32 protein-coding genes are annotated in these 23332 nt (G+C 50.1%); 4 read left to right on the plus strand and 28 right to left on the minus strand.

The window, feature by feature from the left end; translation table 11 throughout:
• Window positions 1–146 precede the first annotated feature (146 nt).
• The 20 genes from AC0LWT_RS12300 to AC0LWT_RS12395 all read right to left on the minus strand — a co-directional run bounded on the left by AC0LWT_RS12300 (window position 147) and on the right by AC0LWT_RS12395 (window position 11765).
• The gene (locus AC0LWT_RS12300) at window positions 147–602 is read right to left on the minus strand and encodes a phBC6A51 family helix-turn-helix protein (RefSeq protein ID WP_474681538.1); all 456 of its coding nucleotides are present in this window, start codon (window positions 600–602) and stop codon (window positions 147–149) included.
• Window positions 603–615: 13 nt separating this feature from the next.
• The gene (locus tag AC0LWT_RS12305) at window positions 616–1245 is read right to left on the minus strand and encodes a hypothetical protein (RefSeq protein WP_474681539.1); all 630 of its coding nucleotides are present in this window, start codon (window positions 1243–1245) and stop codon (window positions 616–618) included.
• Window positions 1246–1298: 53 nt separating this feature from the next.
• A complete protein-coding gene (locus AC0LWT_RS12310; protein WP_474681540.1) occupies window positions 1299–2966 on the minus strand; it encodes a tape measure protein in 1668 nt (555 codons plus the stop codon).
• A 69-nt stretch (window positions 2967–3035) separates the two neighbouring features.
• Entirely contained in the window at window positions 3036–3182 is a 147-nt protein-coding gene (locus tag AC0LWT_RS12315) for a hypothetical protein (RefSeq protein WP_474681541.1), read from the minus strand.
• Window positions 3183–3196: 14 nt separating this feature from the next.
• Entirely contained in the window at window positions 3197–3595 is a 399-nt protein-coding gene (locus AC0LWT_RS12320; RefSeq protein ID WP_474681542.1) for a phage tail assembly chaperone, read from the minus strand.
• 65 nt (window positions 3596–3660) lie between these two features.
• The gene (locus AC0LWT_RS12325; RefSeq protein ID WP_474681543.1) at window positions 3661–3993 is read right to left on the minus strand and encodes a hypothetical protein; all 333 of its coding nucleotides are present in this window, start codon (window positions 3991–3993) and stop codon (window positions 3661–3663) included.
• A gap of 48 nt (window positions 3994–4041) precedes the next feature.
• Window positions 4042–4224, minus strand: coding sequence for a hypothetical protein (locus AC0LWT_RS12330; RefSeq protein ID WP_474681544.1), 183 nt, complete (start codon window positions 4222–4224; stop codon window positions 4042–4044).
• A complete protein-coding gene (locus AC0LWT_RS12335; RefSeq protein WP_474681545.1) occupies window positions 4224–4856 on the minus strand; it encodes a hypothetical protein in 633 nt (210 codons plus the stop codon). Before AC0LWT_RS12335 ends, AC0LWT_RS12330 begins: the two co-directional genes overlap by 1 nt.
• Complete coding sequence (locus tag AC0LWT_RS12340; RefSeq protein ID WP_474681546.1) at window positions 4825–5277, minus strand: hypothetical protein; 453 nt, start codon at window positions 5275–5277, stop codon at window positions 4825–4827. Before AC0LWT_RS12340 ends, AC0LWT_RS12335 begins: the two co-directional genes overlap by 32 nt.
• Window positions 5274–5615, minus strand: a complete 342-nt coding sequence (locus AC0LWT_RS12345) for a cold-shock protein (protein WP_474681547.1) — start codon at window positions 5613–5615, stop codon at window positions 5274–5276. Before AC0LWT_RS12345 ends, AC0LWT_RS12340 begins: the two co-directional genes overlap by 4 nt.
• Window positions 5612–5833: a hypothetical protein gene (locus AC0LWT_RS12350; protein WP_474681548.1), complete on the minus strand. Its 222-nt coding sequence runs from the start codon at window positions 5831–5833 to the stop codon at window positions 5612–5614. Before AC0LWT_RS12350 ends, AC0LWT_RS12345 begins: the two co-directional genes overlap by 4 nt.
• On the minus strand, window positions 5826–6122 hold the full coding sequence (locus tag AC0LWT_RS12355; protein ID WP_474681549.1) for a hypothetical protein: 297 nt from the start codon (window positions 6120–6122) through the stop codon (window positions 5826–5828). The genes AC0LWT_RS12350 and AC0LWT_RS12355 overlap by 8 nt, the downstream gene beginning before the upstream one ends.
• Window positions 6119–6355, minus strand: a complete 237-nt coding sequence (locus AC0LWT_RS12360) for a helix-turn-helix domain-containing protein (RefSeq protein ID WP_474681550.1) — start codon at window positions 6353–6355, stop codon at window positions 6119–6121. Before AC0LWT_RS12360 ends, AC0LWT_RS12355 begins: the two co-directional genes overlap by 4 nt.
• Before the next feature lie 140 nt (window positions 6356–6495).
• A complete protein-coding gene (locus AC0LWT_RS12365) occupies window positions 6496–7320 on the minus strand; it encodes a hypothetical protein (protein WP_474681551.1) in 825 nt (274 codons plus the stop codon).
• A gap of 12 nt (window positions 7321–7332) precedes the next feature.
• Complete coding sequence (locus AC0LWT_RS12370) at window positions 7333–8535, minus strand: DEAD/DEAH box helicase family protein (protein ID WP_474681552.1); 1203 nt, start codon at window positions 8533–8535, stop codon at window positions 7333–7335.
• A 359-nt stretch (window positions 8536–8894) separates the two neighbouring features.
• Entirely contained in the window at window positions 8895–9089 is a 195-nt protein-coding gene (locus AC0LWT_RS12375; RefSeq protein ID WP_474681553.1) for a hypothetical protein, read from the minus strand.
• A gap of 465 nt (window positions 9090–9554) precedes the next feature.
• Entirely contained in the window at window positions 9555–10103 is a 549-nt protein-coding gene (locus AC0LWT_RS12380) for a DUF3102 domain-containing protein (protein WP_474681554.1), read from the minus strand.
• An 813-nt stretch (window positions 10104–10916) separates the two neighbouring features.
• Window positions 10917–11096 carry a hypothetical protein gene (locus AC0LWT_RS12385; protein WP_474681555.1) on the minus strand — a complete coding sequence of 60 codons (180 nt, stop codon included), beginning with the start codon at window positions 11094–11096 and terminating at the stop codon, window positions 10917–10919.
• 325 nt (window positions 11097–11421) lie between these two features.
• Window positions 11422–11544: a hypothetical protein gene (locus AC0LWT_RS12390; RefSeq protein WP_474681556.1), complete on the minus strand. Its 123-nt coding sequence runs from the start codon at window positions 11542–11544 to the stop codon at window positions 11422–11424.
• Window positions 11541–11765: a hypothetical protein gene (locus tag AC0LWT_RS12395; protein WP_474681557.1), complete on the minus strand. Its 225-nt coding sequence runs from the start codon at window positions 11763–11765 to the stop codon at window positions 11541–11543. Before AC0LWT_RS12395 ends, AC0LWT_RS12390 begins: the two co-directional genes overlap by 4 nt.
• Window positions 11766–11934: 169 nt before the next feature.
• Between AC0LWT_RS12395 and AC0LWT_RS12400 the strand changes: the two genes are divergently transcribed.
• The 4 genes from AC0LWT_RS12400 (at window position 11935) to AC0LWT_RS12415 (ending at window position 14115) form a co-directional block, all read left to right on the plus strand.
• Window positions 11935–12171 (plus strand): helix-turn-helix domain-containing protein, encoded by a 237-nt coding sequence (locus AC0LWT_RS12400; RefSeq protein ID WP_474681558.1) that lies wholly within the window; start codon window positions 11935–11937, stop codon window positions 12169–12171.
• A 48-nt stretch (window positions 12172–12219) separates the two neighbouring features.
• Complete coding sequence (locus AC0LWT_RS12405; protein ID WP_474681559.1) at window positions 12220–12840, plus strand: MltR family transcriptional regulator; 621 nt, start codon at window positions 12220–12222, stop codon at window positions 12838–12840.
• Window positions 12841–13426: 586 nt separating this feature from the next.
• Complete coding sequence (locus AC0LWT_RS12410; protein ID WP_474681560.1) at window positions 13427–13642, plus strand: type II toxin-antitoxin system HicA family toxin; 216 nt, start codon at window positions 13427–13429, stop codon at window positions 13640–13642.
• 53 nt (window positions 13643–13695) lie between these two features.
• Window positions 13696–14115 carry a type II toxin-antitoxin system HicB family antitoxin gene (locus AC0LWT_RS12415; protein WP_474681561.1) on the plus strand — a complete coding sequence of 140 codons (420 nt, stop codon included), beginning with the start codon at window positions 13696–13698 and terminating at the stop codon, window positions 14113–14115.
• A gap of 319 nt (window positions 14116–14434) precedes the next feature.
• On the opposite strand, the gene AC0LWT_RS12420 is transcribed toward AC0LWT_RS12415, so the two are convergent.
• The 8 genes from AC0LWT_RS12420 to dxs form a co-directional block, all read right to left on the minus strand.
• Window positions 14435–14860: a hypothetical protein gene (locus AC0LWT_RS12420; protein WP_474681562.1), complete on the minus strand. Its 426-nt coding sequence runs from the start codon at window positions 14858–14860 to the stop codon at window positions 14435–14437.
• Window positions 14861–15287: 427 nt separating this feature from the next.
• Window positions 15288–16085 carry a sporulation transcription factor Spo0A gene (spo0A, locus tag AC0LWT_RS12425; protein WP_474681563.1) on the minus strand — a complete coding sequence of 266 codons (798 nt, stop codon included), beginning with the start codon at window positions 16083–16085 and terminating at the stop codon, window positions 15288–15290.
• 239 nt (window positions 16086–16324) lie between these two features.
• On the minus strand, window positions 16325–17653 hold the full coding sequence (gene spoIVB, locus AC0LWT_RS12430; RefSeq protein ID WP_474681564.1) for a SpoIVB peptidase: 1329 nt from the start codon (window positions 17651–17653) through the stop codon (window positions 16325–16327).
• A gap of 117 nt (window positions 17654–17770) precedes the next feature.
• Window positions 17771–19498 (minus strand): DNA repair protein RecN, encoded by a 1728-nt coding sequence (recN, locus tag AC0LWT_RS12435; protein WP_474681565.1) that lies wholly within the window; start codon window positions 19496–19498, stop codon window positions 17771–17773.
• 15 nt (window positions 19499–19513) lie between these two features.
• On the minus strand, window positions 19514–19963 hold the full coding sequence (ahrC, locus tag AC0LWT_RS12440) for a transcriptional regulator AhrC/ArgR (RefSeq protein WP_474681566.1): 450 nt from the start codon (window positions 19961–19963) through the stop codon (window positions 19514–19516).
• A gap of 3 nt (window positions 19964–19966) precedes the next feature.
• Window positions 19967–20419, minus strand: a complete 453-nt coding sequence (locus AC0LWT_RS12445; protein WP_474681567.1) for a hypothetical protein — start codon at window positions 20417–20419, stop codon at window positions 19967–19969.
• 107 nt (window positions 20420–20526) lie between these two features.
• The gene (locus AC0LWT_RS12450; RefSeq protein WP_474681568.1) at window positions 20527–21354 is read right to left on the minus strand and encodes a TlyA family RNA methyltransferase; all 828 of its coding nucleotides are present in this window, start codon (window positions 21352–21354) and stop codon (window positions 20527–20529) included.
• Window positions 21355–21421: 67 nt separating this feature from the next.
• A complete protein-coding gene (gene dxs, locus AC0LWT_RS12455) occupies window positions 21422–23308 on the minus strand; it encodes a 1-deoxy-D-xylulose-5-phosphate synthase (RefSeq protein ID WP_474681684.1) in 1887 nt (628 codons plus the stop codon).
• Between the last annotated feature and the right edge of the window lie 24 nt (window positions 23309–23332).

Consider the following 23332-nt stretch of genomic DNA (forward strand, 5'->3'; position numbering starts at 1 on the left):
TGAACAAAGAAGAGTTAGAAATGTTGCAGTACGACGAGTATCCGCTAGTCTGTAAAATATGCGGAGCTAATCCGATTCCCTATACGGTGTTGGACGAGGAATAAACGCAAAAACTGGGGCGCAACTGCACCCCGTTAAGAGTACGGTTACGCCCCGTTTATCATCGCGTCCAGTGCCGCAATATCCTTTTGAATTTCTTCGTCTGTCTTCCGTCTTGTCTCGATGTGTTCGCGTGCGTCCTCTACGAGTGTTCTATCGGTCAATAGCGCGAATCGACGCATATATAAATCGAGTGCTCTTACGCTCGGCACACCGTTACTACCTCCGCGAATAAGCTTCATAATAGCGACGTTAACCTCTGACCGCATACTTTCGAGCTGCTTATCGGTAAGATAATTCACGTAGGCAGCGAATGCCTCCTGTGATCTCCATTCGAATAAGGTCGACCGCGCAATTCCAATCTCATCGGCAAGTTCTTGCGCCGTTTTCTTCTTCCCGTTCTCGTTTAACAATTCCGCCCACTCATTATTAACGAGTAATTGCGCAGCCTTACGTTGTTGTGGCGTTAGTTGCGACTCTAATACTTTTCTCCGTTGTGTCATCAGATTCCCTCCGTTATATCTCGTCCTTAATCGTTTCAAAGTGCGCCCAGGCTGCCGCCAGCTCCGTCTCTAATGCTTCTTGATTCGCATTAAGTCGATCAACTTCGGCTCTGATGATGCGTGCTTGTTCAGACGGCGGTACATCGCTTTTATGATTGTATTCGTCTTGCCGCGGATCACCGCTTGCGAGCTTGAGAGCAAAATGCAGACTCCGAGTAACATTCGTATCAAGTTCGATCCCTGTTTTAATAGCGGAGTTAACTGTTTCCATTACTCCGAGCAACATGCGGTATCCAACGGCAATCAATCCGCAATGGAAACCGATCGACATGTTTAAAAGCTCTATGTCTTTGCGATAACTTTCGAACTTAGACGTATCAATCGGTATCAGCCGATCTTCTGCGATTATGGCCGCGTATTTCGTTGCGATTGGCAATAAAAACAGCTTCAACCGCTCGGCCAATACGATCGATAGCGGCAAAGTCACGAACTTTTCCGGAGGCTCCGGTAATTGACCGCGTTCTAGTCGCGCTTTTCTATTCCGTTCCTTTGCTTCTTCAATCCATTGGCTAAGTCTGTCTGCCGTTCCCGACACCTCGCCACCCCTTCCCGTCTGATTTCCTCTTTGCTTTCGTTTATCCATTCGCTTTAATGCTCTGGCACTAATCTCATCGCTAATATCGGGGCTATCGCCACTTACCTCCCCGCGAGTTCTACGGCAATTGCCTTCGCGATACGTTGAATATCCGCGTTCTCGCGCACCGTTACGCCGTTCATCGTCACGTTAACGTTAGTTCCTCCGCGGCGGCCGCCGGATGAGCGGTAGTCGTCCGCTGCCGCTGGCGTGAGCACCATTTCGTCTTTATGCGCGTACATCGGGTATCGATCGTAAGGAACGCGATCGAGTCCGCCAGCGTGGCCCGGCGGCGTTGACTCGGTAGCCTTTCCTCCAAATAGCGAACCTAAATCGCTCGACATTCTCTGGTTCATCTCAGAAAGAGCGTTCGTAACAGCGGACATTCCCGGAATCTTTTGGATGCCGGAGGTCAGATCGGTAGCAAATTGCGGGATTCCGCTGTTCATAATTGCCGATTTGGCTTGGTCTGAATAGCCCTGCGCGGCTACACCTAACGCGACAGCTACTTTACCTTGTACGGGAACAGGCGCGGCCGCCCCGGCAGCTAATCCGGACAAGATCGGATGATTCTTTACAGTTTCGCTGAGTCCGTTGATTAACCCAGTTCCGATCGATCCGCCTATCTTAAGCGCAGCATCCGTAATCGGCCCTGAGGCAGACTCAATGCCGGACGCGAGCGTAGACGAAATGTCCGCAGCGATGCTCTTTAATTTCGCGTTGCCCGTATCTGCATACCATTTATCAAACGATCTCTGAATATCTTTGAAGACGAAGTCAACTTGACTCTCGAACGTGTCCAGCTTCTGAAACTCCGGATTGTCGATAAAATGCGTCTTTACGTAGTTTCCGGCTTGCTCGAACTTGCGTATAATCGCGTCAACCGCTAATCCCGCCACTTTTTCAATGTTAGTGCCCCAACGATTGATAGTCGCTTCGTTTTTATTAATCCAATCGACGATTTTCTCAAAGCGAGGCTTTAGTGCGGACGTAATCCCGGTACCAAATCTAACAAGAATCCGATTATCGAAGGTATCATGCATTTGATCGTATAGGCCTTTAGTCGACCTACTCATTTCATCCATCATACCGCCAAATTGATCGTTCATTCCGTCGACTAGTATCCTAATCGCTTTGTCTGCGGGGATCAGTCCCTTTTCCGCCAGCTTCATGACTTCGGCCGTCGATACGCCTAAACGCTTCGATAGGATATCCCAGCCGTTTACCCCTGCCTCAACAAGTTGGAGCATTTCGTCTGCGGACACTTTCGTTTTGGCTTTCATTTGCCCTAGCGCTTTTGTGATGCGGTTTACTCCTTCCTCGCCTAGCGCCAGCCCCGCGGACGCGTTACCGATCCCGGTCAGCATCGGAATAACTTTTTTCGCGTCGAACCCAAACGCTAACAACAACTTCGAAGCGTCGCGGACCTGCGCAAGTCCAAACGGGGTCTTCGCGGCGAAATCAGTCATTTCCTCGATAAATTGATTCGCTTTCTCACCGTCTTTGAGCATTGTCTTAAAGGCAAGTCCTGCTTGCTCCGCATCCGACGCCAGCTTGAGCGCGTTGCTCGTCATTTTCGTTGCAGCAACCGCCGCCGCACCCGTGAAGATAGCGGTCGATAGGGAGCCGAGTTTCATGCTCGCGCTGAGTGCATTTGTGGAGCTGATTACACGCCGGATTCTCGGGCTAAAATCGTCAATCAGCCGCAGCCGCGCGGTTAAGTCGAACATCCTACATCAATCCTTTCATTAACGACCGCTTATGAGCGCACCGTTCCCATTTTTGATCAATCGTCAAGGTTAACGTTCCCCTTTCGCTCTATCTTCCTCTTCGATCGCCAGCAATGTAGACGCTATAATGAAGCGTTGCACATTTACAGGCTTCGCGTAAAACTCGTCAGGCGGGAGGTTGTGGCGCTGGAATACCGCATGAAGCACATACGGCATTCCGCCCTCCCTTATTAGTTTTTTACTTGGTCGACTTCCTCGCTCTCCTTACTAAATCCGGACAAATCGAGAATTTCTGCGCTCAGCATAGCGGCCTCCCCCGCGAGCAGCCGTTTTTGTACCGCATCTTCCGGAAGGGGCCCGAATTGTGCGATAACCTGCGCGTCTGACCAGTTAGGCTGAACGCAAGCGCTCACGATAAGGAGCGCGGCCAGCTTTTCCTCGTCAACCGTTGTTCCGCCGCCTTTGGTCGGGTAAGACGCCTGAGAACGCAGCCTTGCGAGTTGCTTGCCGTCCAGCCCCTTAATCCGAAAATTGAGCCCGAATCGCTTCATATACACGTCTCTTTCGGGTACGAGGTCGGTCGTTAGGAATGCTGTTAAAAATTCGTCCGTTGTGATCGTTTTTGCCATGTTCTCATTTCCCCTTTTTTTATTGTTTTGGTTTTAAAAAGGAGCCCGCCAGCTCCTACGCTAAGTTACCGATATAAATATTCCGCAGAGTGCCGCCATTCGTCAGGGTCTCTCGCTGTATGCCCGTCGTACGCTGTGTCCGATCCGGCTTCAATTTTAATGCGGTCGAAAGCCGGAACACGGAACATCATCGTATCCCCTACGATTAATTTGATCGGCCCCATTGTATCTCTAAATTTATCACCAGTTGTGACCGTTACTGACCCAGGTCCTTGATTTTTAAGAACTATATAATGTGCAATATTCTCTAGGATAATAGTCTTGTTACCTTTACCTTGAAAAAAATTATCACACACGGGCACACACATCCGAGCAAACCGCTCCCACCAATAACCCATACGTCCATCTTTCACCTCTTCCCAAGCGATATTCTTCCTAACGGAAACCTATTCCGCTGCCTTTTCGCTCACTTCGTGCAGCCGCCGCAATGTCGCATAAAGCACGCGATTCTCGATTGAGCCGGTTTCTTTCGCTACATCGGCGGCCGCTGTAACGTCTTCTCTCGTGATCTTCTCGCCCGCAATCACTTTCGCAGTTAATTTGTGTTTTAGAAGGTTGTAGTTCGTCATTATTTTCTGCCTCCGTTTTTTACTCGTCTCAAATCGCTTGGTAATTCTCGGCGAGCCTCCAGGTCAATAAGCTCGCTATTAGAAATTCTTGGGAAGTCGCTGTAATCCGCGATTTCATGCGGGTACATCATATTGCCAGGATGGCTCCTATTATCTTCGTGTGCCAGATCGCGTAAATCGCTATATGCCGGAGAGTAGTCCGACTTAAATTCAAGAAAGTCTAAGATACCGTTCAAGTACTCTTCACGCGCACGCTTGATCCGCTCCACGATCGGTGCTAATTCCGTTTCACGTACAGCGCTCCGGTAAGGGCCGTTCCAATCGAGCACTAACTGCCGAACTGTGATCCGATCCTGCTGTGCAACTTGGGCGAACTCCCACGCTTGTTTGTGCTCTGTTTCCGCTGCCTCAAGAGCTTCCTCCGCGTCGGCAATTTTACCGCGCAGAAGCTTCTTTTCTCTGGAGAGGTCTTCTCCCGTTTGAAACTCCCTTCGTATGAGCTGCTCCTGTTCCGCGCGCAGGGCTTGCAATCTTGTTTCCGCCTCAATCTCGTGCTGATGGTAGCGCTCAAGAATTAGACCGTATTGCTCGTGCTGAACGTTATATTTTTCTCGTAGTTCCTGTTTTATCATCGCGTATCCCTCCGTTAGTTATCTTCGTTAATAGACGCCGCCACCAGGACGCCCGCTCTCCGACTGCTACCGTTTTATGCTCGCTCAACTTCGGCGCGAACAGGTCTTGAAGAACGCCGAACTGCGGGTTCGCCGGAGTAAGCGCGTCGTAGAGCGCCGTTAATTCCGTGATCGATACGAGCTTCACATTTACGCCCGATATCGAGATAAACGCCTTAAACGCCCCCTCGTCGTCTGTCTCAATATCGACCGTTTCGAAACTATGTGCGGTCATTAAGTCGGCCACCGCGAAGAGTATCGCGTCAGCGCCATCTTCGCGAACAATCTGATCGCAGAAGCGGCCTTGATCGTCGAAGGCGTGAACCACGATTAATTGTACGGACTCAAACGGAGCCGTCACGATCTGCAATAGCGGCCTCATCGAGCTTCCTCGACATGTATCGCCGTCTCTCTCCCGCGCGAATCCATCTGCAATTCATACGTCATTCGCTGCCCATACGTAAGCCGTTCGTCCATCCCGGCGCGCTGTAGTTCTGAAACGTGAATAAATACGTCCCGGCCGCCGTTGTCCGGGCGGATAAAACCGAAACCGCGGCCGTGATTCCATTTCGTAACCGTGCCGGTCAGCCTGATCGTTCGGGCCGGACGTTCCCGCTTAACTTCCGTCTTCCTTACGTAACCTTCGAATGGCACGATATCCAGCATGTCGCCTGTGGCATCTCCGCCCGACCACGTTTTTGCTTGCGCATATCCACTCATAGTAAATCCTCCCGTTTTAATGGCTTGACTTTCGGATCGTTCAGTAGCGTCGATAGCAGTACTCCTGCATGGGCCGCCGAGCAGCTCTCGCCAACGCGATAAAATAGCGTCCGCTCATCGGAAGTGATAACCCGGGCAATTTTCCCTTTCGTTCCGGGATAGAACCGGCCGCCGTCGCAAAGGAGAAACGCGGTCATTTCCGCTAGGCGCTTAGGCATTGGTGGGCTCCTCATCATTTCCGTGGATTAGCCGATCAAATTCCCCTAGCGCTTCCGTGTCGGTCGAGTAAACGAAAACCGCCGTTGCGTCAAAACGATCACTCCAAGCCCATGCCTCGTGATATCCCGCGAGAATTGCGTCGACTGACGTAGTCTTCTCGTCTACAGGCCAGCGGGCAACGCGAAAAGCGTAGTCAGCATCAGGCGGGGATATCATCACGACATGCGTGCCATCGTCAATCCGGTGATTTACGATCATTGCTAGTACTTCCGTTTCTTGTGTTTTCATAGGCGGCCACCCCCGCTAATTTCCTCGTAAAGAGTATGAATGCGCGCTAGTTTTTCTACGGTCAGCGCAAGTTCTTCGACTACCTTGCGCTCAATGCCATGCGTGAGGTTACGATAGCCCTTTTCGACTTTAGATACGGTCGAAACAGAGCAGTCGAGCAAATCCGCAAACTCCCGTTGTGACAGCCCATGTACAACGCGGATAATGCGGAACGATTCGGGACTCAGTTTCACCTCATTGAACCTCCTTCTTTGTGATTGTTTTTATACATACGGACAACAAAAAAGGCGCTCCGCTTACACGGAACACCCATTTCGTTAGAAAATCGCAAAGACACAGCGCGCCCGAGTCCTTACGTCTTCCTATATCTATACTATAAAATTATTCCACGAAATTGCGCGGAGACTCGCCGCCATTCGTTACCGAAACGATATCGCCCGGCCTCATCTATCGTATGCTCAACGTCCTGTATATTGAAGCAAACGATCTCGCCGTGTTTCTTCCGCGCTTCGTCCGCGCCCGGCCGGAGGTCTACTTGTGTTTTCTTCCGATGAATACGATAGTCCCTGCCATCCGTAGCAAGACCGAACGCGGCCCGAAGTGATACTTCCGTATAAAGCCGCAATTTCTCGACGTACGCCAAACGGTGACTCTCGTAGACTTTGACCGGTATGAATGTGCCCTTATCCCGTAACCGTTGGTTTGCAGCTTTCTGTTCTTTCCGGCAATCCGCGCTACAAAACTTAGATGTTCGTTTGCCGATTTCGCGATAGGTCATATGGCAGTTCCACGCCTCACATACGCGAAATCCTTCCGGCGGAATTGGTTTCACGCCGACATATGACCGTTCGATTGTTTCCCACTCGCTGCGAGTCCGCTGCACGGCCTCCGTTTTGTTCCGCTGGCGGTCGATATTCTCGCAAACATACGCGATCTTGTCCGACATGAATCCAACCGCCTGCCAAAACTCGCTCGAATAAACGCGATTTGCTTTATCGCCAGGCATTTTGCGTGTGTCTGGCGTCACTAAATCACGCACATCGACGGTATCCGTGTGACGATCGATCATTTCGCGATAAGAGTCCATCACACGTTGGACGTCGGTATAGGTAGCAGTTAAATTACGATTAAATTTCGTTACTCTTCGTTTAAATTCGCCATGTGTTAGTGGCTGGCCGACATCAAGAACCGCAGTCAAACGATCGCCTCCTTAAATTTCGTACTTACTCCACGCGATCAATAGAGAACGCATTCGGCTTGACGGTAAGTAAAGTTTAACGGGCTCTCCTCTTCGGATTCGTGAGCGCCAAATCCATTGTAAGAGATCGCTAACGGCTAGTAGGTCTTGATCAATCACGATTCCGTATTTGCCGAAAAACATCTTCTCCTCCGGATTAGCGAAACGGTTAAACGCATATGCCAGCGCCCACGTATCCGAATATTGATTCGTTCCGCGACAGTTGATCGGTGTGAAGGCGTTTACGTAATCCTTTACCTTAAACGCGCCTTTTTTCGTTGTCCACAACGCATCCGCGGTACGTGCTCGCTGTACGTTTAGCAAGAAATTACGTGTAGCACGCTGTAGCGTTTTCCGATCGTCTAGCGTTGTCGAGCGCGCGAACCACGAAGAAGACAAGGCAGTCTCCTTCCGGCCAACTTCATTAAGCGGGCCGTCGTAGATATCGATAAGCGAATAAAGACCGGGTCGCCTTTCGTTTTCTACGTCATGGTCAATAATTTCATAAGTACCTTCCCGCATTTTTCTGATCGCTTTAACTTCGTATTCAATCCCGTGTAAGTCGAAATAACACCGCTGTTGCTGCGCTTTAAAAAGGTAAGTCAAACAGTATACTTTTGAAAACGCGTTAAATGCTTCGGACGGGAACGCTTTAATGAACATCTTGCCGCTAAGATGGTATAGCGTACCGGCTTTAGCATACGCTTTAATGTCCACGAAGCGTCCGTCGTAATCATCCTTTAGCCAAACAACGCGCCCGTCGGAATCAAACGCGATATTCTTCGCCTCTATAAGCGTCTCGATATCCTTCGCTTTAACGTCCGATAATTCGATTACCGACATAGCCTCGTCTAATATCAACGTATAGTTATTCTCGCGTACATACGCTAAGAACTCCGCGTCAGCAGCACGGAATAACGAGTGAGTCGTACAGATATTAGCGCGATCTTGTAGCCACTCCTTAACAACGTGCATCTTACGGCCGTTATACTTATCTAAATTCGTACTACGGAATGCGCGCCCAGGACACGCTTCCTTTATCCGGTCAACTTCGGTATTAATCGGTGTTACGTAGATAAAGCGCTCGGATGCGTTAGCTTCATCGCTCATAAATTGAATCGCCCAGCTACTCTTACCGCTGCCCATTACGCTATCGATTACCGTTATGTTCGGCATAGTTACCTCCGTTATCGCGAGAGTATGTAATAATGGACACGTTCAAGGCGCTTTTTGCCTTGGACGTATGAATTGGACGAGTGAGTTTCTCGGACAAGAAGTGTAATAGCGGTACTACGCTCAACGGTCAGTTTCCAAACTGGTCGCGAGCCTAAGCACAGTTTCTTGCCGCGGGAAATCACCGCGTCAATTCAACCGATCACGAAGAAGACCGCTTCGCAATCGGAACAACTTAGGGAATTAACCTCCCTAAATCGCGCAAAAAATCCAGTAATGACGCGGGTTTTCGGCGTTTTTCCGTAAGAAGAAGTATAGACGTAAATATAACGTTGGGAGTATGGATTTCAATTCCGATAAAATTAATCGGATATATCTTTCATCCGCTTCAAACTCGTGTTATATGCGCTATTGGCGATAATGTACGCGTCGCGTTGAACGATAGGACTAAAACTGCCCGTACATCGCTTACGTATTAAATCGAGTTTCGAACGTAGCCAGCGGATTTCCCGCTTAAGCTGGCGATTTTCTTCGGTCAACTCCGTCGTCGATTTCATCGTATACCCTCCTCGTAATTGTTCGCATAAGAAAAACCAGAGCGCGGCAGCGAGTGGATTGCGACGGCCACCGCGTTAGGTTTCGTAAGATTTGTGATTAGCTTACGCGTGGCTCGTACGATTCTAGTACCTTCGCAATAAGCGCTCGTCCAGGCACATTATTGTCAATATAAATCGCGATCCTGCCAGCGTATAGCGGTCTAACTCGTATCGTGGCACCGCATTCGGACGCCAGCAATTCCGTTATTAGTCTCCTACCGTGCTCGTCGTTTTTAACGTAAACCGCGTTTTTACCGTTTTGCAAATGTTTGATGTTTACCATATTCCAATCGCTCCCTTATCGTTTTGTTGGTGCGCTTATTCGCGCTCACATACCGTTTATGTACGGCCGGAGGCATTTTGCACACTTTCGCGAAAAAAATCTAGTGATTTCGCCGACTATAGCCGTCCCCGTAACATACGACTCTACTTTCGTTTTTGTACACTTTTGCTTAGCCGCTCGGACTCGGTAGGATCGCGCACGTACTCAATTTTCGGCGGCGCGGCACGTATCGACTCGATTGTATCCGCCAGAGCTGCCGCTTTTTCTTCCGCCTGGTCGCGTTCCTCTTCCGCAGCTTTTAGCGCAGCCTTGACTTCGCGAAGCTCGCGCACCGTCATTTCGTCGACCGTTTTTGTCGCGCCAGTTGACGGAACCTTGTGCGGGCGCTCGCGCTCTTTTTCGGGGAAGAGCGCAATCTCATACAATCGAGTAATCCCGATTTGACAATTTGGATTGTCATTTCCGCCTAACTCTTCGTATACGACAATGAACTTGTCTGCTTGCTGGCGTGTCATCCCGATATCTGAGGTACACCACCGCTCCCACTGACCGTGCACCAGGTCGTTTTCCTTAACGTGCTTCAACCGCCGTCCGATCTCGAATATCGCGTGCCCAGCGATTTGCTTGTAGGAGTTTATTTCTGCGGCAATTACGTGGATATCGGTTTGTAACGTTTGCGCTGGCGTTGACATTTTGCCGCCTCCTTAACGAGTGCTTTCTGCTTATACTGTATTGTACAAAGTTATTTTTCTGACCGCACAACTTCCGCGCAAAGTGATTAGCCAACTCGTTCCCTATCATTTATATTCCCACATCCAAACTGAACTTTTTGGTACGTATCTGAGCAATAAAAATTTGTGTTACATACTTACTAACACGTTGACAAATGTGAATGTCGTACACTGTTATATACTACGGTCTGTACCTGTCCGCACACTTCCCGCGAAGAAAATTTCACGGTATCGGATATAATACACGTCCACCGATCGACGTTTTAGGACATTCTAAAAAATATTTTTGAAATTCTGAAACCTATCGAATACACGTTCGTATCATAGTGTATAGAAAGAAACGCGCAGACGATTCCACTCACCCGCGCGCTATGTTGAACTCTCTGCGTTGCCTAACGGAGTATCAAACGGTCGGTTGCCGCCGACCCACTCCCGCAAAGAAAAACGATGTAAAAAGTGCCACCGGAAATGTTAGCGCAAGACCGGCGGAGAAAAACCCGGCGTGGCGATCCCGCTATCGCGTTGGCAGCACGGTAGCTAGGCACCGGGGAAGAATCGGAGCCATTTGGCGCTGGCTCCCTCCGAATCGCAGGTTAACGAAGCGTTGGCGCACAAAGTTAACCCAAAAAGCGGGAGCTATTCGTATTAACGGTACCTAGCTCCGAAGTGTGCGTTAGCGCGCATTCCCCGACCGTGTCATTCACGGCTCGCAAATCCGTACTTCTTAATTTTATCAGAACATACGTTCCATTTCCGGTCAGAAAGCGGCCACCTTCATACAGCAAGAGCCGCGATTAATGCATGCAGTTCCGTTGGCGCGGACTGAATGCGGACATACATTTTTAAATCGATCGGAATTTCGAAGCTGCCGGAGGACGTGCGCGAATACGTACCGTCATTCCGCAACTTGACGCGGGATATTGTAACGATTTCGTCTTCCGGCTCAAGGATCATCGCTACGTCCTCTGTCAGTAGATACGCGTTCCAAAATCGAAAACTAACATTTCATTAGCAACGTCATCCCGATGTTTCATTCGTACCGTTATCTCGCGAATAGCCATCACCCCCTTTCCGGTCAGACGAAACCTCCGTCAGTCGTCGCGTGGCTTCCCGTAAATATTGATCGGCGGCCTTTTCCGCCTCGGATTCCGATTTCATATCGAATACGTACAACATTTTGCCGCGAACCTTGGCGATAGTCTCGCGGTCAAAACCGAGGTCACGCAGCGCAAGAGTCGCATACGCAATAGCCTGGTAATTATCGATGGTAGCCGCCTCCTTACGTTAAAAGCTCGCGGACAAGCGCGGCCAGCGCGATGCCGAGTAATTTCGCGATCGTGCGCCCACTTATGCGGCGACGGCGAACGGGTGGCGGCGGATAAAATGAGGTTCCGTACGTCATATCGCTTCCCTCCTTTCCGCAACGGGAACGATGAAGCCGAGAGCGGCCGCGATGAATGGCGTAACCTCTATCGCACCCAGGACGGCATCGCGGCCGACCCCGGTGACCGCGCAAAAGAAGCCGCGCTGTACAGCGATGGTCTGGCGGGCGGTACCGTTGAACATTGTCGTGTGGATAGTGCCGGATAAGTGCGTAATAAAGCGGATGTGGACGTTTGGCATAGTGAGTGAAACCTCCCAAAAATAATTTTTCACACTTTAGTGTACATTATGCACATTTAAGTGTTAATTTCGCTACTCACAGATTACACCCTATAGTGTGCATTGTCAACACTGTAATTGAAATTTTTAACACTTAGAAATATAATTACATTAGGAGGCGATTACATCTATGATAAAGGTACATTTATCCCGGCTCATGGGCGAACGTCGCTTGAAGATTGCGGATATTGAACGAATGACTAAAGAGCAGGGAAACGGTCTACACCGCAATGGAATAACGAAGCTCTATAATGAAAAGACTGACGGTATTAAATTCGAAACTCTCGAAGCTTTATGTAAAGCGTTAGACTGTACCGTTTCAGATATTCTCGAATACGTACCGGACAACAACGAAAAGACCCCGTAAACAGCAAGCCTGCTGCCTGAGCGTCTTTTCATTGAGGAGGAACATTTAATGTCAACCGAGGATCAACAGTATTTGGCGCAGTTTACGAGCGAAGCCCTTGACGCTGTGGTTGAAAGTTTAGGACATAGGCCTATCTCTAATGAAGTATTCGAATTTCGTCAGTCCTTAATTCACGAGACGGATAGGGGATGCGCTCTAATGGCTGCCGCATTCTTGGACGAGTTCCTATATGAATTATTACGATGCTATATGGTAGACGACGAAAATGCCGCTGATAATTTACTAAGTGGCTCTGGGGGACTATCCTCATTTTCAAGTCGAATTGAAGTAGCTTACTTACTAGGTCTAATAAGTAAGAGTGTAAGAAGAGACTTAAATCTTATTCGTAAAATACGTAATGACTTTGCCCATGTATCACAATCAATAGACTTTGAACACGGTCCAGTAGCATCCCGGATTCAAGAGCTGCATCACGGCGACTATAAAAATCCGCGAAATTCGAGGGCTAAATTTATTAGAGCTGCTTTTGGAATTGCCGGGAAAATACACGGTAAGAAAGTAACACTGAAAAGAGTAGAGGAATTGGAACACAAAGAAATTAATGATATATCCTTCCTTCAATTGATGGGTATCGAAATGGAAGAAAAAGACGGCGACCGATCGGAATAATCCGAAAAGCTACCGTCTTTTGTATTTTACTTCCCTGTAAAACTACGCTTAATCTCCGCTAAGTCCTCACGATGCTTGTCTGTCATTCTAAAATTGTTCCCGCGGCAGATCGGACACTCTTTCCGCTGCAAAAACACGTAGTAAAGCAAGTATAGTCCGGACAGTATTGCGCCGATCACTGTCATGAAGATCAGTAGAACGATAAGCACAGCGATCACAATTAATGACGGCCTCTTGACGGGCCTTACCGGTCGGTCGCAGTGTTTGCAATGGCGTATATTACCATCAAACCACAATCCGGGCACTCGTTGAGGCTTCTCATTAAAGCGGTCTTCGAACTTTTTATCAGTCACGATAACAACCTCCGTAATTGCACTTATTCCACTTAACGTATTCGCGATCCCTTTTGGGTAATCCTTCCATGTCACATATTTCGCCTAACCGCCAAAAGACACAGCCCCTCTCAGAAGCTGCGCCATCTGATCGATATACCCCCATCGTATATAACGCGCATAATTATACGCATAAATAAGTTGACACGCGTTATAATGCGTGTTATAATAAAGGTAGGAAAGGAGGGAGCGCGATGGGGAAACAGAAAACGGTTCGAGAAGTGTTGCAGGCGCTTAAAAAGGCCGGATTCATTAAATCGCCGACGCACGGTAAGGGAACGAGCCACAACCGCTACATACACAAAGATGACCCGACACGGTTTGCGGACATAAGTTGCCACAGCGGCGGCGAAACGATACCGAAAGGAACACTAAGAAGCATAGAGCGCTCATCCGGGGTTCAATTCTGACCCCGGTTTTCCCACAATCGCGCTCCCTTTATTTGAAATCAGGAGGAATGGACATGAGTTTACAAACGCATTTCATGTACCCCGTTGTTGCGGAAAGAGCGGAAGACGGCGGAATCGGTATGTATTTCCCTGACTTCCCAGGCACCGCCATATTAGCCGCAGATATTTCCGCAGGCGTTCGTCAGGCGAAAGACGTCTTAGTTAGCCGGTTGCTCGACTTGGAGGCCGAAGGAACCCCTGCGCCCCCTCCGTCCGCTCCCGATCATATAGAACTGCTGGACGCTACTGACAGGATCGTGTTCGTGGAGGTCTATATGCCGCCCTACCGCGACGAGGCTGCCAATAAGTCGGTGACGAAAAACTGCACGCTGCCAAAGTGGTTGCGCGATGCTGGCGATAATGCGGGGCTTAATTACTCGCTGATTTTGCAGAACGGGCTGAAAGAGGCGCTCGGGCTGTCTAAGAACGAATAAACCCCGCGTAACAGAAGAGCGCCGCGAGATATCTAGGCGCGTTCTTTGTTCGGCTAGCGTTGTATCGATGGTTGCACTCGTTGGTACAAAAGAGTCCTGGTTCCCATTTGAGCCAGGCTTTTTGTTATACTTCGGCGGCCTGTAAAACGTAGAAAACCTACCGCGCGGCTAAACGGTAAGTATTTTGCGTTATTTGAGCGAATCTAGCCGCTAAATTAGCTCGTTTTTTACGCGAAGGAACGAATATACTAATGCCGATAACTAACGCTTAATTTCCGCGTCAGATTCGCTGATTTTTTGTGACGTCAAGAAGCCGGAATTAATTTCCTGCAAGTAGTGTCAGCCCGTCGTTAGCGAAAACTGAAACGTCCCCTATCTCTATGTCATCGAAGAACGTTACTGCGGTCAATATATTTTTAGCTGCGGCCTTCGTACTCTCTTTTGGATACAAATCCGTTTTTACTACGATAGTGTACTTATTCTCCGATTTATGGATTTCGTAGTCCCTTATATAATCATACCATGACGTTTTTCCTTTCGGATCAATACCGCCACCGAAGTTTTCCGACATATACGTTAGCAATTTTGTTTTGGCAGCCGCTTCCTCAACGACTTTTGACTCGGCATCTATGTTAGTGGTTGACGCTGCCGTCTGTACAGGCGTAGGACTCGCGCTTACTACTGTTACCGCAGTTCTAACCGCTTCCCCTCCGCTACTGCAACCGCTTATAGCCGCAGCTAACATTACGAATAGACCTCGTTTCAACTCTACGCCACTCTTATTTCCATAATATTCCTCTATTGTATACTGTTTCTTACGCGCTGGCTAGTTATAAACGCAAAAAAGAGCGCCGCCCAACCGCTATCAAACGGTCAAACGACGCCCTTTTTCGTAATCACTCCGCAGCCAGCCCGGCCGCCTTCCGTAATTCATTCGCGAGCCAATGCAGATAATCGCGTTTCTCGAACAAACGTTTGTAAATACGTGCAAAATGCGTTAAGATTGAGGCGTACATATATCCGATAAATCAAAACGGGAAACGGAGGTAAAATCGTAAATGTTTATCGCAATTGCTGCGTAAAAGTTTATCGGAACCTTACCGCTAAGTGGACGATAAATTTACGCGAACAAGCGTTTTGGAAACCGTCCAAACTCCGCGTCATTCCCGCTTTCACGACACCTTATGCTCAATTCTCAGCTTATCCGCCACCATCGCGATGAATTCGCTATTCGTCGGTTTCGATTTCGATATATTAATCGTGTAGCCAAAAATAAAGCTGATGCTGTCGATGTTGCCGCGGGTCCAGGCGACTTCAATCGCGTGGCGGATGGCGCGTTCGACGCGGCTTGGGGTTGTTTTGTATTTTTCGGCAATGGCCGGGTACAGCGTTTTGGTAATGGCTCCAAGAATCTCGATGTTGTTGTAAACCATCGTAATCGCTTCGCGCAGGTACTGGTATCCTTTAATATGTGCAGGTACGCCGATTTCATGTATGATGCTCGTAATGTTGGCGTCCAAATTTTTACCTTTTGGCATATGAACAACGTTCGCTTTGGGTGAAGGCGAAGTCATGGCCGCAGATTGATTGCCTCCAACCAGCTGACGGATTCGATTCGTAAGCACTTCCATATCAAAAGGTTTAAGTATGTAGTAAGAAGCTCCCAGTTGAACGGCTTTTTGGGTGATGTTTTCTTGCCCGAAAGCGGTCAGCATGATGATTTTGGGCTGCGGATTCAAATTCATTTCGCGAAGCTTTTCAAGGACGCCGAGGCCGTCCAGATGAGGCATGATGATGTCCAGAATCAGTACATCCGGCACTTCGCGCTGCTGTTCAATGAAGCGAAGCACCTCATTTCCGTTGTAAGCGACGCCTGCAATTTCCATGTCCTCTTGTTCACCGATAAACTCTGATAATAAGTGAGTGAACTCACGATTATCATCTGCCAGCAACACCTGAATTTTTTGCAACTTGAAATCCTCCTTTTAGCTACTAATACAAGTTGATTTGGTAAATTTTCTCTCTTAGGTTAAGGTATTCGACACCCTGGTTTAAATTCCTCCTGTCGAAAATTATTTTTCTTTCCTTTTTTTTCGATTTCTTATATAATTAAATATTTATCTTCTATTTCCAACATTTTTCGACATGATTATTTGGAAATTGAACCATATTAGAAAGAGAGGCCATATAAGAGAAAAATCAAAGGCCTCTAGCTAGCCTTTGATTCTGTCGATGAAGGTCTCAAAATGATACCGGAATCCTGCAGCATCCATTCGATGAAACAGCCATAGCCGCTCGTCGGATCGTTGACAAATACATGCGTAACCGCTCCGATCATTTTGCCGTTCTGGATAATGGGGCTGCCGCTCATGCCTTGCACGATGCCGCCTGTTTTCTCCAAGAGCCGCGGGTCGGTAATTTTGATCACGATGCCTTTTGTGGCCGGGAAGTCCTGTTTGGAAACGTGGACGACTTGAATATCGAATTTCTCGACTTTTTGACCTTCCACAACCGTGTAGATTTGGGCTGGACCTTCTTTCACTTCTTCCGCAAAAGCAACGGGGATCGCATCTTTCTCCAGGCTGTGATCCGGTGCCGTGTACATTTTGCCGAAAATACCGAAGGCGGTATTTTTCTCGATATTGCCGATCACTTTGCTGTCTTTGTACAAGGTGGCGCGTTTCTCACCGGGTTCTCCGTTGTGGCTTTTGGCGATGGATGTTACGTTCGAATAGACGATGTCCCCTGCGCCAACGACGATCGGAGTCTGCGTATCCATATCCGTAATCACATGCCCCAGCGCCCCGTATACGCCCTGATCAGGCGCATAGAAGGTCAAGGTGCCGACACCGGCCGCGGAATCGCGAATATACAGCCCTAGCCGGTACGATTTATCGACGATGTCGTAAGCAGGCTGCAGCTTGACTAGAATCTCTTCGTTATTGCGGCGAATCGTCAGATCGAGCGGTGCTTTACTTTCTCCAGCTTTCGTAACGAGATCTGCTACTTTGCTGACATCTTTGGATTCTTTGCCGTTAATTTTGGTAATGAGATCGCCGACCTGAATTTTGGCTTCTTCTCCGGGGGAAATCTTTTTGTCCTGGGCAACGGAAACGAGATGGTGGCCGACGACCAAAATACCCGCCGACTTGATTTTTACGCCTATCGTCTGGCCGCCGGGGATCACTTTCAAATCGGGAACGACGTTCACTCTAACCGTTTTGATCGGAATGGCGCCGAACAGCTTGACTTTCATTTCCGTTTGGCCGGAACGGTCGGACTGCAAAGAAATAGGCTCTTTCAAATTAACCTGAAATGAGTGCTTGGCATTGCCGTTGACTTTTACGATATCCGGATTGTTGACCGTGACCTGGGCACTCACCGGCATCGTCAATTGGAGCTGTTTTTTCTGGCCGCTGAACAAGCGCAGCTCTTCGGGAAATGAGGCAAAGCTTTGGAAAGGCGCGGACAAACTAACCATACAAACGAAGAAGACGAGCAAGAGTCCTATCAATCTTTTTCTTTTGCTGGATTGCAACTATTTCACGCTCCTTTACACTTCCTGAGCCCTGACGAACAGCTTCGTCAAATGCGTACCTATAACTTAACCCCACTCCCCCGGTTTTATAACTGAAAATGATAGCTGTGCAAACTTTTATATCCTTGATTTCTTTTCATTCGCCAAAGTAAGCATTTCTTCCGCATGGTGCAAGGTTTTATCCGTAACTTCAACGCCGCCGAGCATTCGCGCCAGTTCCTGCGTCCGCCCCGCTTCCGGCAAATCGTTGACGCGCGTAAACGTACGCTCGCGGTCCACTTCCTTATGGATGGCAAAATGAACATCGGCCATGCAAGCCACCTGCGGCAGATGCGTGATCGAAAATACTTGGCAGCTGCGCGAAAGCACCGACATTTTCTCGGCGATCGCCTGCGCGGCCCGGCCGCTTACCCCCGTGTCGACCTCGTCAAAAACGAGCACGGGAATTTGATCGATGCGGGCGAATATCGCCTTCATCGCCAGCATAATCCGCGACAGCTCGCCCCCCGAGGCGATTTTGCTCAGCCCGCGCAGCGGTTCGCCGGGATTCGGCGCCATCAAGAACTCGATCTGATCGATGCCTTCCCGGCTGAAACGGACTTTGCCGCCGTCCACATCGATTCCGCGTTCATCCGGTACACGCTGGACTTGCACCCGGAATTGGGTTCGTTCCATTTGCAAGTCGCGCAGCTCCGCCTCAATTTGCACGGCCAATTGTTCCGCAAGCCGCTTGCGGATGTCCGAGAGATCGACCGCCGCCGCGGCGAGCTGCCGCTCCAGAACGGCCAAGCGGTCCTCCAGCCTGCGGATATGCTCGTCTTTATTTTCGATGGTGTCCACTTCTTTGATGATTTTATCCAAATAAGCGAGCATTTCCGGTATATGTTCCCCATATTTGCGGCGCAAAGAGGAAATCAGGTCAAGCCGCTCCTCAATAAAATCGAGCCGCTCGGGATTAAATTCGATTTCATCGCGGTAATCCCGCATTTGATAAGCCGCGTCCTCCAACTGGTAGTAAGCGGATTGCGCCTGCTCCAGAAGCGGGTTCAGCTTGGCCGAATCCAACTGGACGATGTCCTGCAGCCGGTTGATCGATTTGCGCACCGCATCCAGTCCGCGATTGGAGGCGTAAAGCAAATCGTAAGACTCCGAGGCGCTTTGGTACAGCTTTTCGGCATTGGCCAACTTGCGCTTTTCCTCAGCCAGCGTTTCGTCTTCGCCCGGCTTCAGCTTCGCCGCGGACAGCTCCTCGATTTGGAACCGGTACAAATCGAGCATTTGCAGCGCCTGCTTGCTCGTCTCCTGCAGCTCGCGCAGTTCCTTTTGCAGACCGGTGTACTGGTCGTACGCCTCCTGATACGTTTGCTTCGCCCGGCGGATTTCCGCTTCGCCGAACAGATCGAGCGAATGAATGTGCTCGTCCACTTTTAACAAAGACTGGTGCTCATGCTGCCCGTGAATGTTGACCAGGCTTTCGCCCGCTTCCTTTAGCATCGTCAAATTGACCAGTTGCCCGTTGATCCGGCTGGAACTTTTCCCCGCTGTCGTCACTTCCCGGCGTATGATCAAATGCTCGCTAGCATCGGCTTCTATTCCGAGATTCGTAAGCGTTTGCCAAACCGGATGATCGGCAGGCAGCTCGAACATCGCTTCGATCTCCGCCTTATCTTCGCCGTAACGAACCAGCTCCGACGAGCCGCGGCCGCCTGCGATCAGTGTCAAGGCATCGATAATGATCGATTTCCCTGCGCCTGTCTCCCCCGTCAATACATGAAAGCCTTCTTTAAACCGAATATGTACATGTTCAATGACCGCCAGGTTGCGAATCGATAGTTCCGTCAGCATGTTTTCCTCCAGGCATTAGGATAGTAAGGACATGATTTGATTGACAAAAGATTGGCTTTGATCTTTGCCGCGGCAAATAACGAGAATCGTATCGTCCCCGCCGATCGTTCCCATCACTTCCGCCCACTCCAGGTTGTCGAGCAGCGCGCAAATCGTATTCGCCGTTCCCGGCAAGCATTTCATGACGACGAGATTGTCCGTATAATCGATGCTCACAAAATGATCGCTGAGCGCCCTGCGCAGCCGCTGCATCGGGTTGTAGCGCTGATCCGCCGGCATCGAATATTTGTAGCGGCCGTCATCCAAAGGAACTTTGATCAGATGAAGCTCTTTAATGTCCCGGGAAACGGTTGCCTGCGTTACATGAAAACCGGCGGCGCGCAGCGATTCCACAAGCTCATCCTGAGTTTCAATCTCATGATTCGTAATGATTTCCCTTATTTTCACATGCCTTTGACCCTTCATTGCTTACACCTCTATATGAAACGTAATTTTTTTAATTTTTTGCTGCTCCATATCTACATACAACACGCCGGACGCTTCCGGATAAATAAGGCTGTAGGGCAGCAGCATATCGCGAACGGCGCTTCCCGTCATTTCGAGAGGCTTGCGGTCTTTGGCCAGCTTTACCAGGTACAACTCTTCGTTCTTTTGCACAAAATAGTCGATAAAATACCGGCTTTCCAGCTGTTCGCTGTCATTCACAACCATGGTGACGGGAACCTTGGTTTTCCCTGCGAGCACATCAAACCCGGCTCCTTCCAGCAGTTCCACAGTATCGTCATAAGGAACATCCGCTTCGGCAGGCACGCGAAAACGCTTCTTTACAGGCGTATTCAGCCACCGCTGGAAACGCAGCATCATAAAGCCCGTAAAGACGATCAGGATTAGCAAAATGACTGTAATATCGCCCTTTTCCATGTCCATCACCTCGCCTTACTATTCGCGGGGTTCCCGGAAAATCCTTTTTTTCCAGCAAAAAACCCATCTCTGCGCCCTCATGTCACACGGACGGGCTCAGGATGAGTTTATTTGCCATGCAGTTTCTGCGCTTCACGAACCGTAGTCTGAATGGCAGACTCCATGCCCCCCGCTGCAATCGAAGAATGCTCCCCGCCGCAGGTCCAGTACGCCAAAAACTCAATATTGCCTTCCCCGCCCGTAATGGGAGAAAAAGTCAGCCCCTGCAAGCGAAAGCCCAGCTCATCGGCAAAGGCAAGCACGGACCTCAGCACTTCTTCGTGTACTTCGGGGTCGCGAACGACGCCGGATTTGCCGACTTTGTCCCGGCCGGCCTCGAATTGCGGCTTGATCAGCGCGATGACGGCGCCTTGCTCCCGGAAAATCTCTTTCAGCGGCGGCAAAATGATGCGCAGCGATATAAAAGAGACGTCAATCGTCGCAAAAGTCGGCTGCGGTCCCGTCAAATCGTCCCTTTTGGTGAAGCGGAAATTCGTCCGCTCCATGACGTTCACGCGCTCGTCGTTGCGCAGCGACCAGTCCAGCTGGTTGTAACCCACGTCGACAGCGTATACGTAAGAAGCCCCGTTTTGCAGGGCACAGTCCGTGAACCCGCCGGTCGATGCCCCGATATCGAGCATCACCGCCCCTTGCAAATCGATGTCAAACAGTTTCAGCGCTTTCTCCAGCTTCAGCCCGCCCCTGCTTACATAAGGATGCACGGCGCCTTTGACCTTGAGCGCGGCTTTGCGGCTGATTTTGGTGCCTGCTTTGTCCACAGGCTCTTCATCCGCAAAAACAAGGCCTGCCATAATAGCGGCCTTCGCTTTTTCCCGGCTTTCAAAATATCCATGCTCCAAAAGCAAAATATCAATTCGTTCTTTATCCGACGACATGTAAAGTTTGAACTCCTTGTCTCGCAGCTTCGTTAGCGAAGCGGCTGCGTGCACCGCCCCGCCGGTTTTACGCCCGCTGGCGTTTGCGCGGAACTAAAGCTTTCACTTCCGCGACAAGATTTTGCAGCGTCAGGCCGACTTCCTCGCGCTGCTCCTTCACCGAACCGTGCTCGACAAAATAGTCGGGCACGCCGAGCAGCTTGACGGGCAGCCCCACAATACCGCGAGCCGCATAAAATTCCAGCACCGCGCTGCCGAATCCGCCTTGAATCGATCCTTCTTCCATCGTAACGACCGGAAGAGCTTCATGCGCCAATTGCAGCAAATACGCTTCGTCCAGCGGCTTAATAAACCGCGCATTGACAACGCGCAGATGGAAGCCCTCTTTCGCCAGCAGTTCGGCCGCTTCCTCGGCGATTTCCACCATCGGACCGACGGCCAGCACGGCCGCATGGTCGCCGTCCCGCACCGTATCCCAGGTGCCGATCGGAATCGCTTTCGGGACCTCGTCAAGCTTCGCGCCCCGCCCGTTAATGCGGGGATAACGGTAAGCGATCGGACCCTCACCGTATTCAAGCGCCGTCTGCATCATATCCCGCAGTTCCCGCTCATCCTTCGGCATCATCAGCACCATATTCGGCAGCGAGCGGAGAAAGGCGATATCGTACACGCCTTGATGCGTCTCGCCGTCCGGCCCGACAAAGCCCGCGCGGTCGATGGCGAACGTCACGTTCAGCTTCGGCCGGCAAATATCGTGAACGACTTGATCGTAAGCTCTTTGGAGGAATGTCGAGTACACGGCATATACCGGTTTCAAGCCTTCGCTGGCCAGTCCCGCGCACAGCGTTGCGGCGTGCTGCTCGGCGATGCCTACGTCGATCATCCGATCCGGGAACTGTTTGGCAAACTTCAGCAGCCCAGATCCTCCCGGCATCGCCGGCGTGACGGCAATGATCCGCGAGTCCTTCTCCGCCAGCTCGATCAGCGTATTGCCGAAAACTTCCGTATACATCGGATGGCCTGCGGATTTCAGCATTTGGCCCGATTCGATCTTGTACGGCCCTGCGCCGTGCCAGGTCAGCGAATCTTTTTCCGCCGGCGTGTAGCCTTTGCCTTTGGTCGTTACGACGTGCACGAGCACGGGTCCGGCCACTTTTTCCGCCTGTTTGAGCGTATCCATAAGCACCGGCAAATTATGTCCGTCGACAGGGCCGATATAGGTGAAGCCCAATTCTTCGAACCAAACGCCGTTCAGTACAAAATATTTGAGACTGTCCTTCAGCTTCTCCGCCGTCTTGGCCAGCGTTCCGCCGATGGCAGGAATTTTCTTAAGTAAATGCTCGACTTCCTCTTTCGCTTTCAAATAGTGGCGGTCCGAGCGGATCTTGCTTAAATAGTTATGAATCGCCCCGACGTTGGGCGCAATCGACATTTCGTTGTCGTTGAGCACGACAATCAAATTTTTCTTTTCATGGCCGATATGGTTCATGGCCTCCAGCGCCATGCCGCCTGTAATCGCGCCGTCGCCGATAACGGCGACAACTTTGTAATGCTCGCCTTGCAAATCCCGCGCCATCGCCATGCCCATCGCCGCTGACAGCGATGTGCTGCTGTGGCCGGCCTCCCAGACGTCATGCTCGCTTTCGGAGCGTTTGACAAAACCGCACAAGCCCTTGTATTTGCGGAGCGTATCGAACTTGTCCATGCGGCCTGTCAATATTTTATGAACGTAAGCCTGGTGGCCCACGTCAAATATCAATTTATCGTACGGGCTGTGGAACAGGGTATGCAGCGCTATGGTGAGCTCAACCACACCTAAGTTGGGGGCCAGATGTCCACCTGTAACGGACAGCTTCTCGATCAGAAATTGCCGGATCTCATCCGCCAACGTCTCAAGCTCCGTTATGGATAAACGCTTCAAATCCTCAGGCTGATTGATTTGTTCGAGCAGCACGCTTGTTTCCTCGCTTTCAATGTT

Source organism: Paenibacillus sp. sgz302164 (assembly GCF_056120505.1).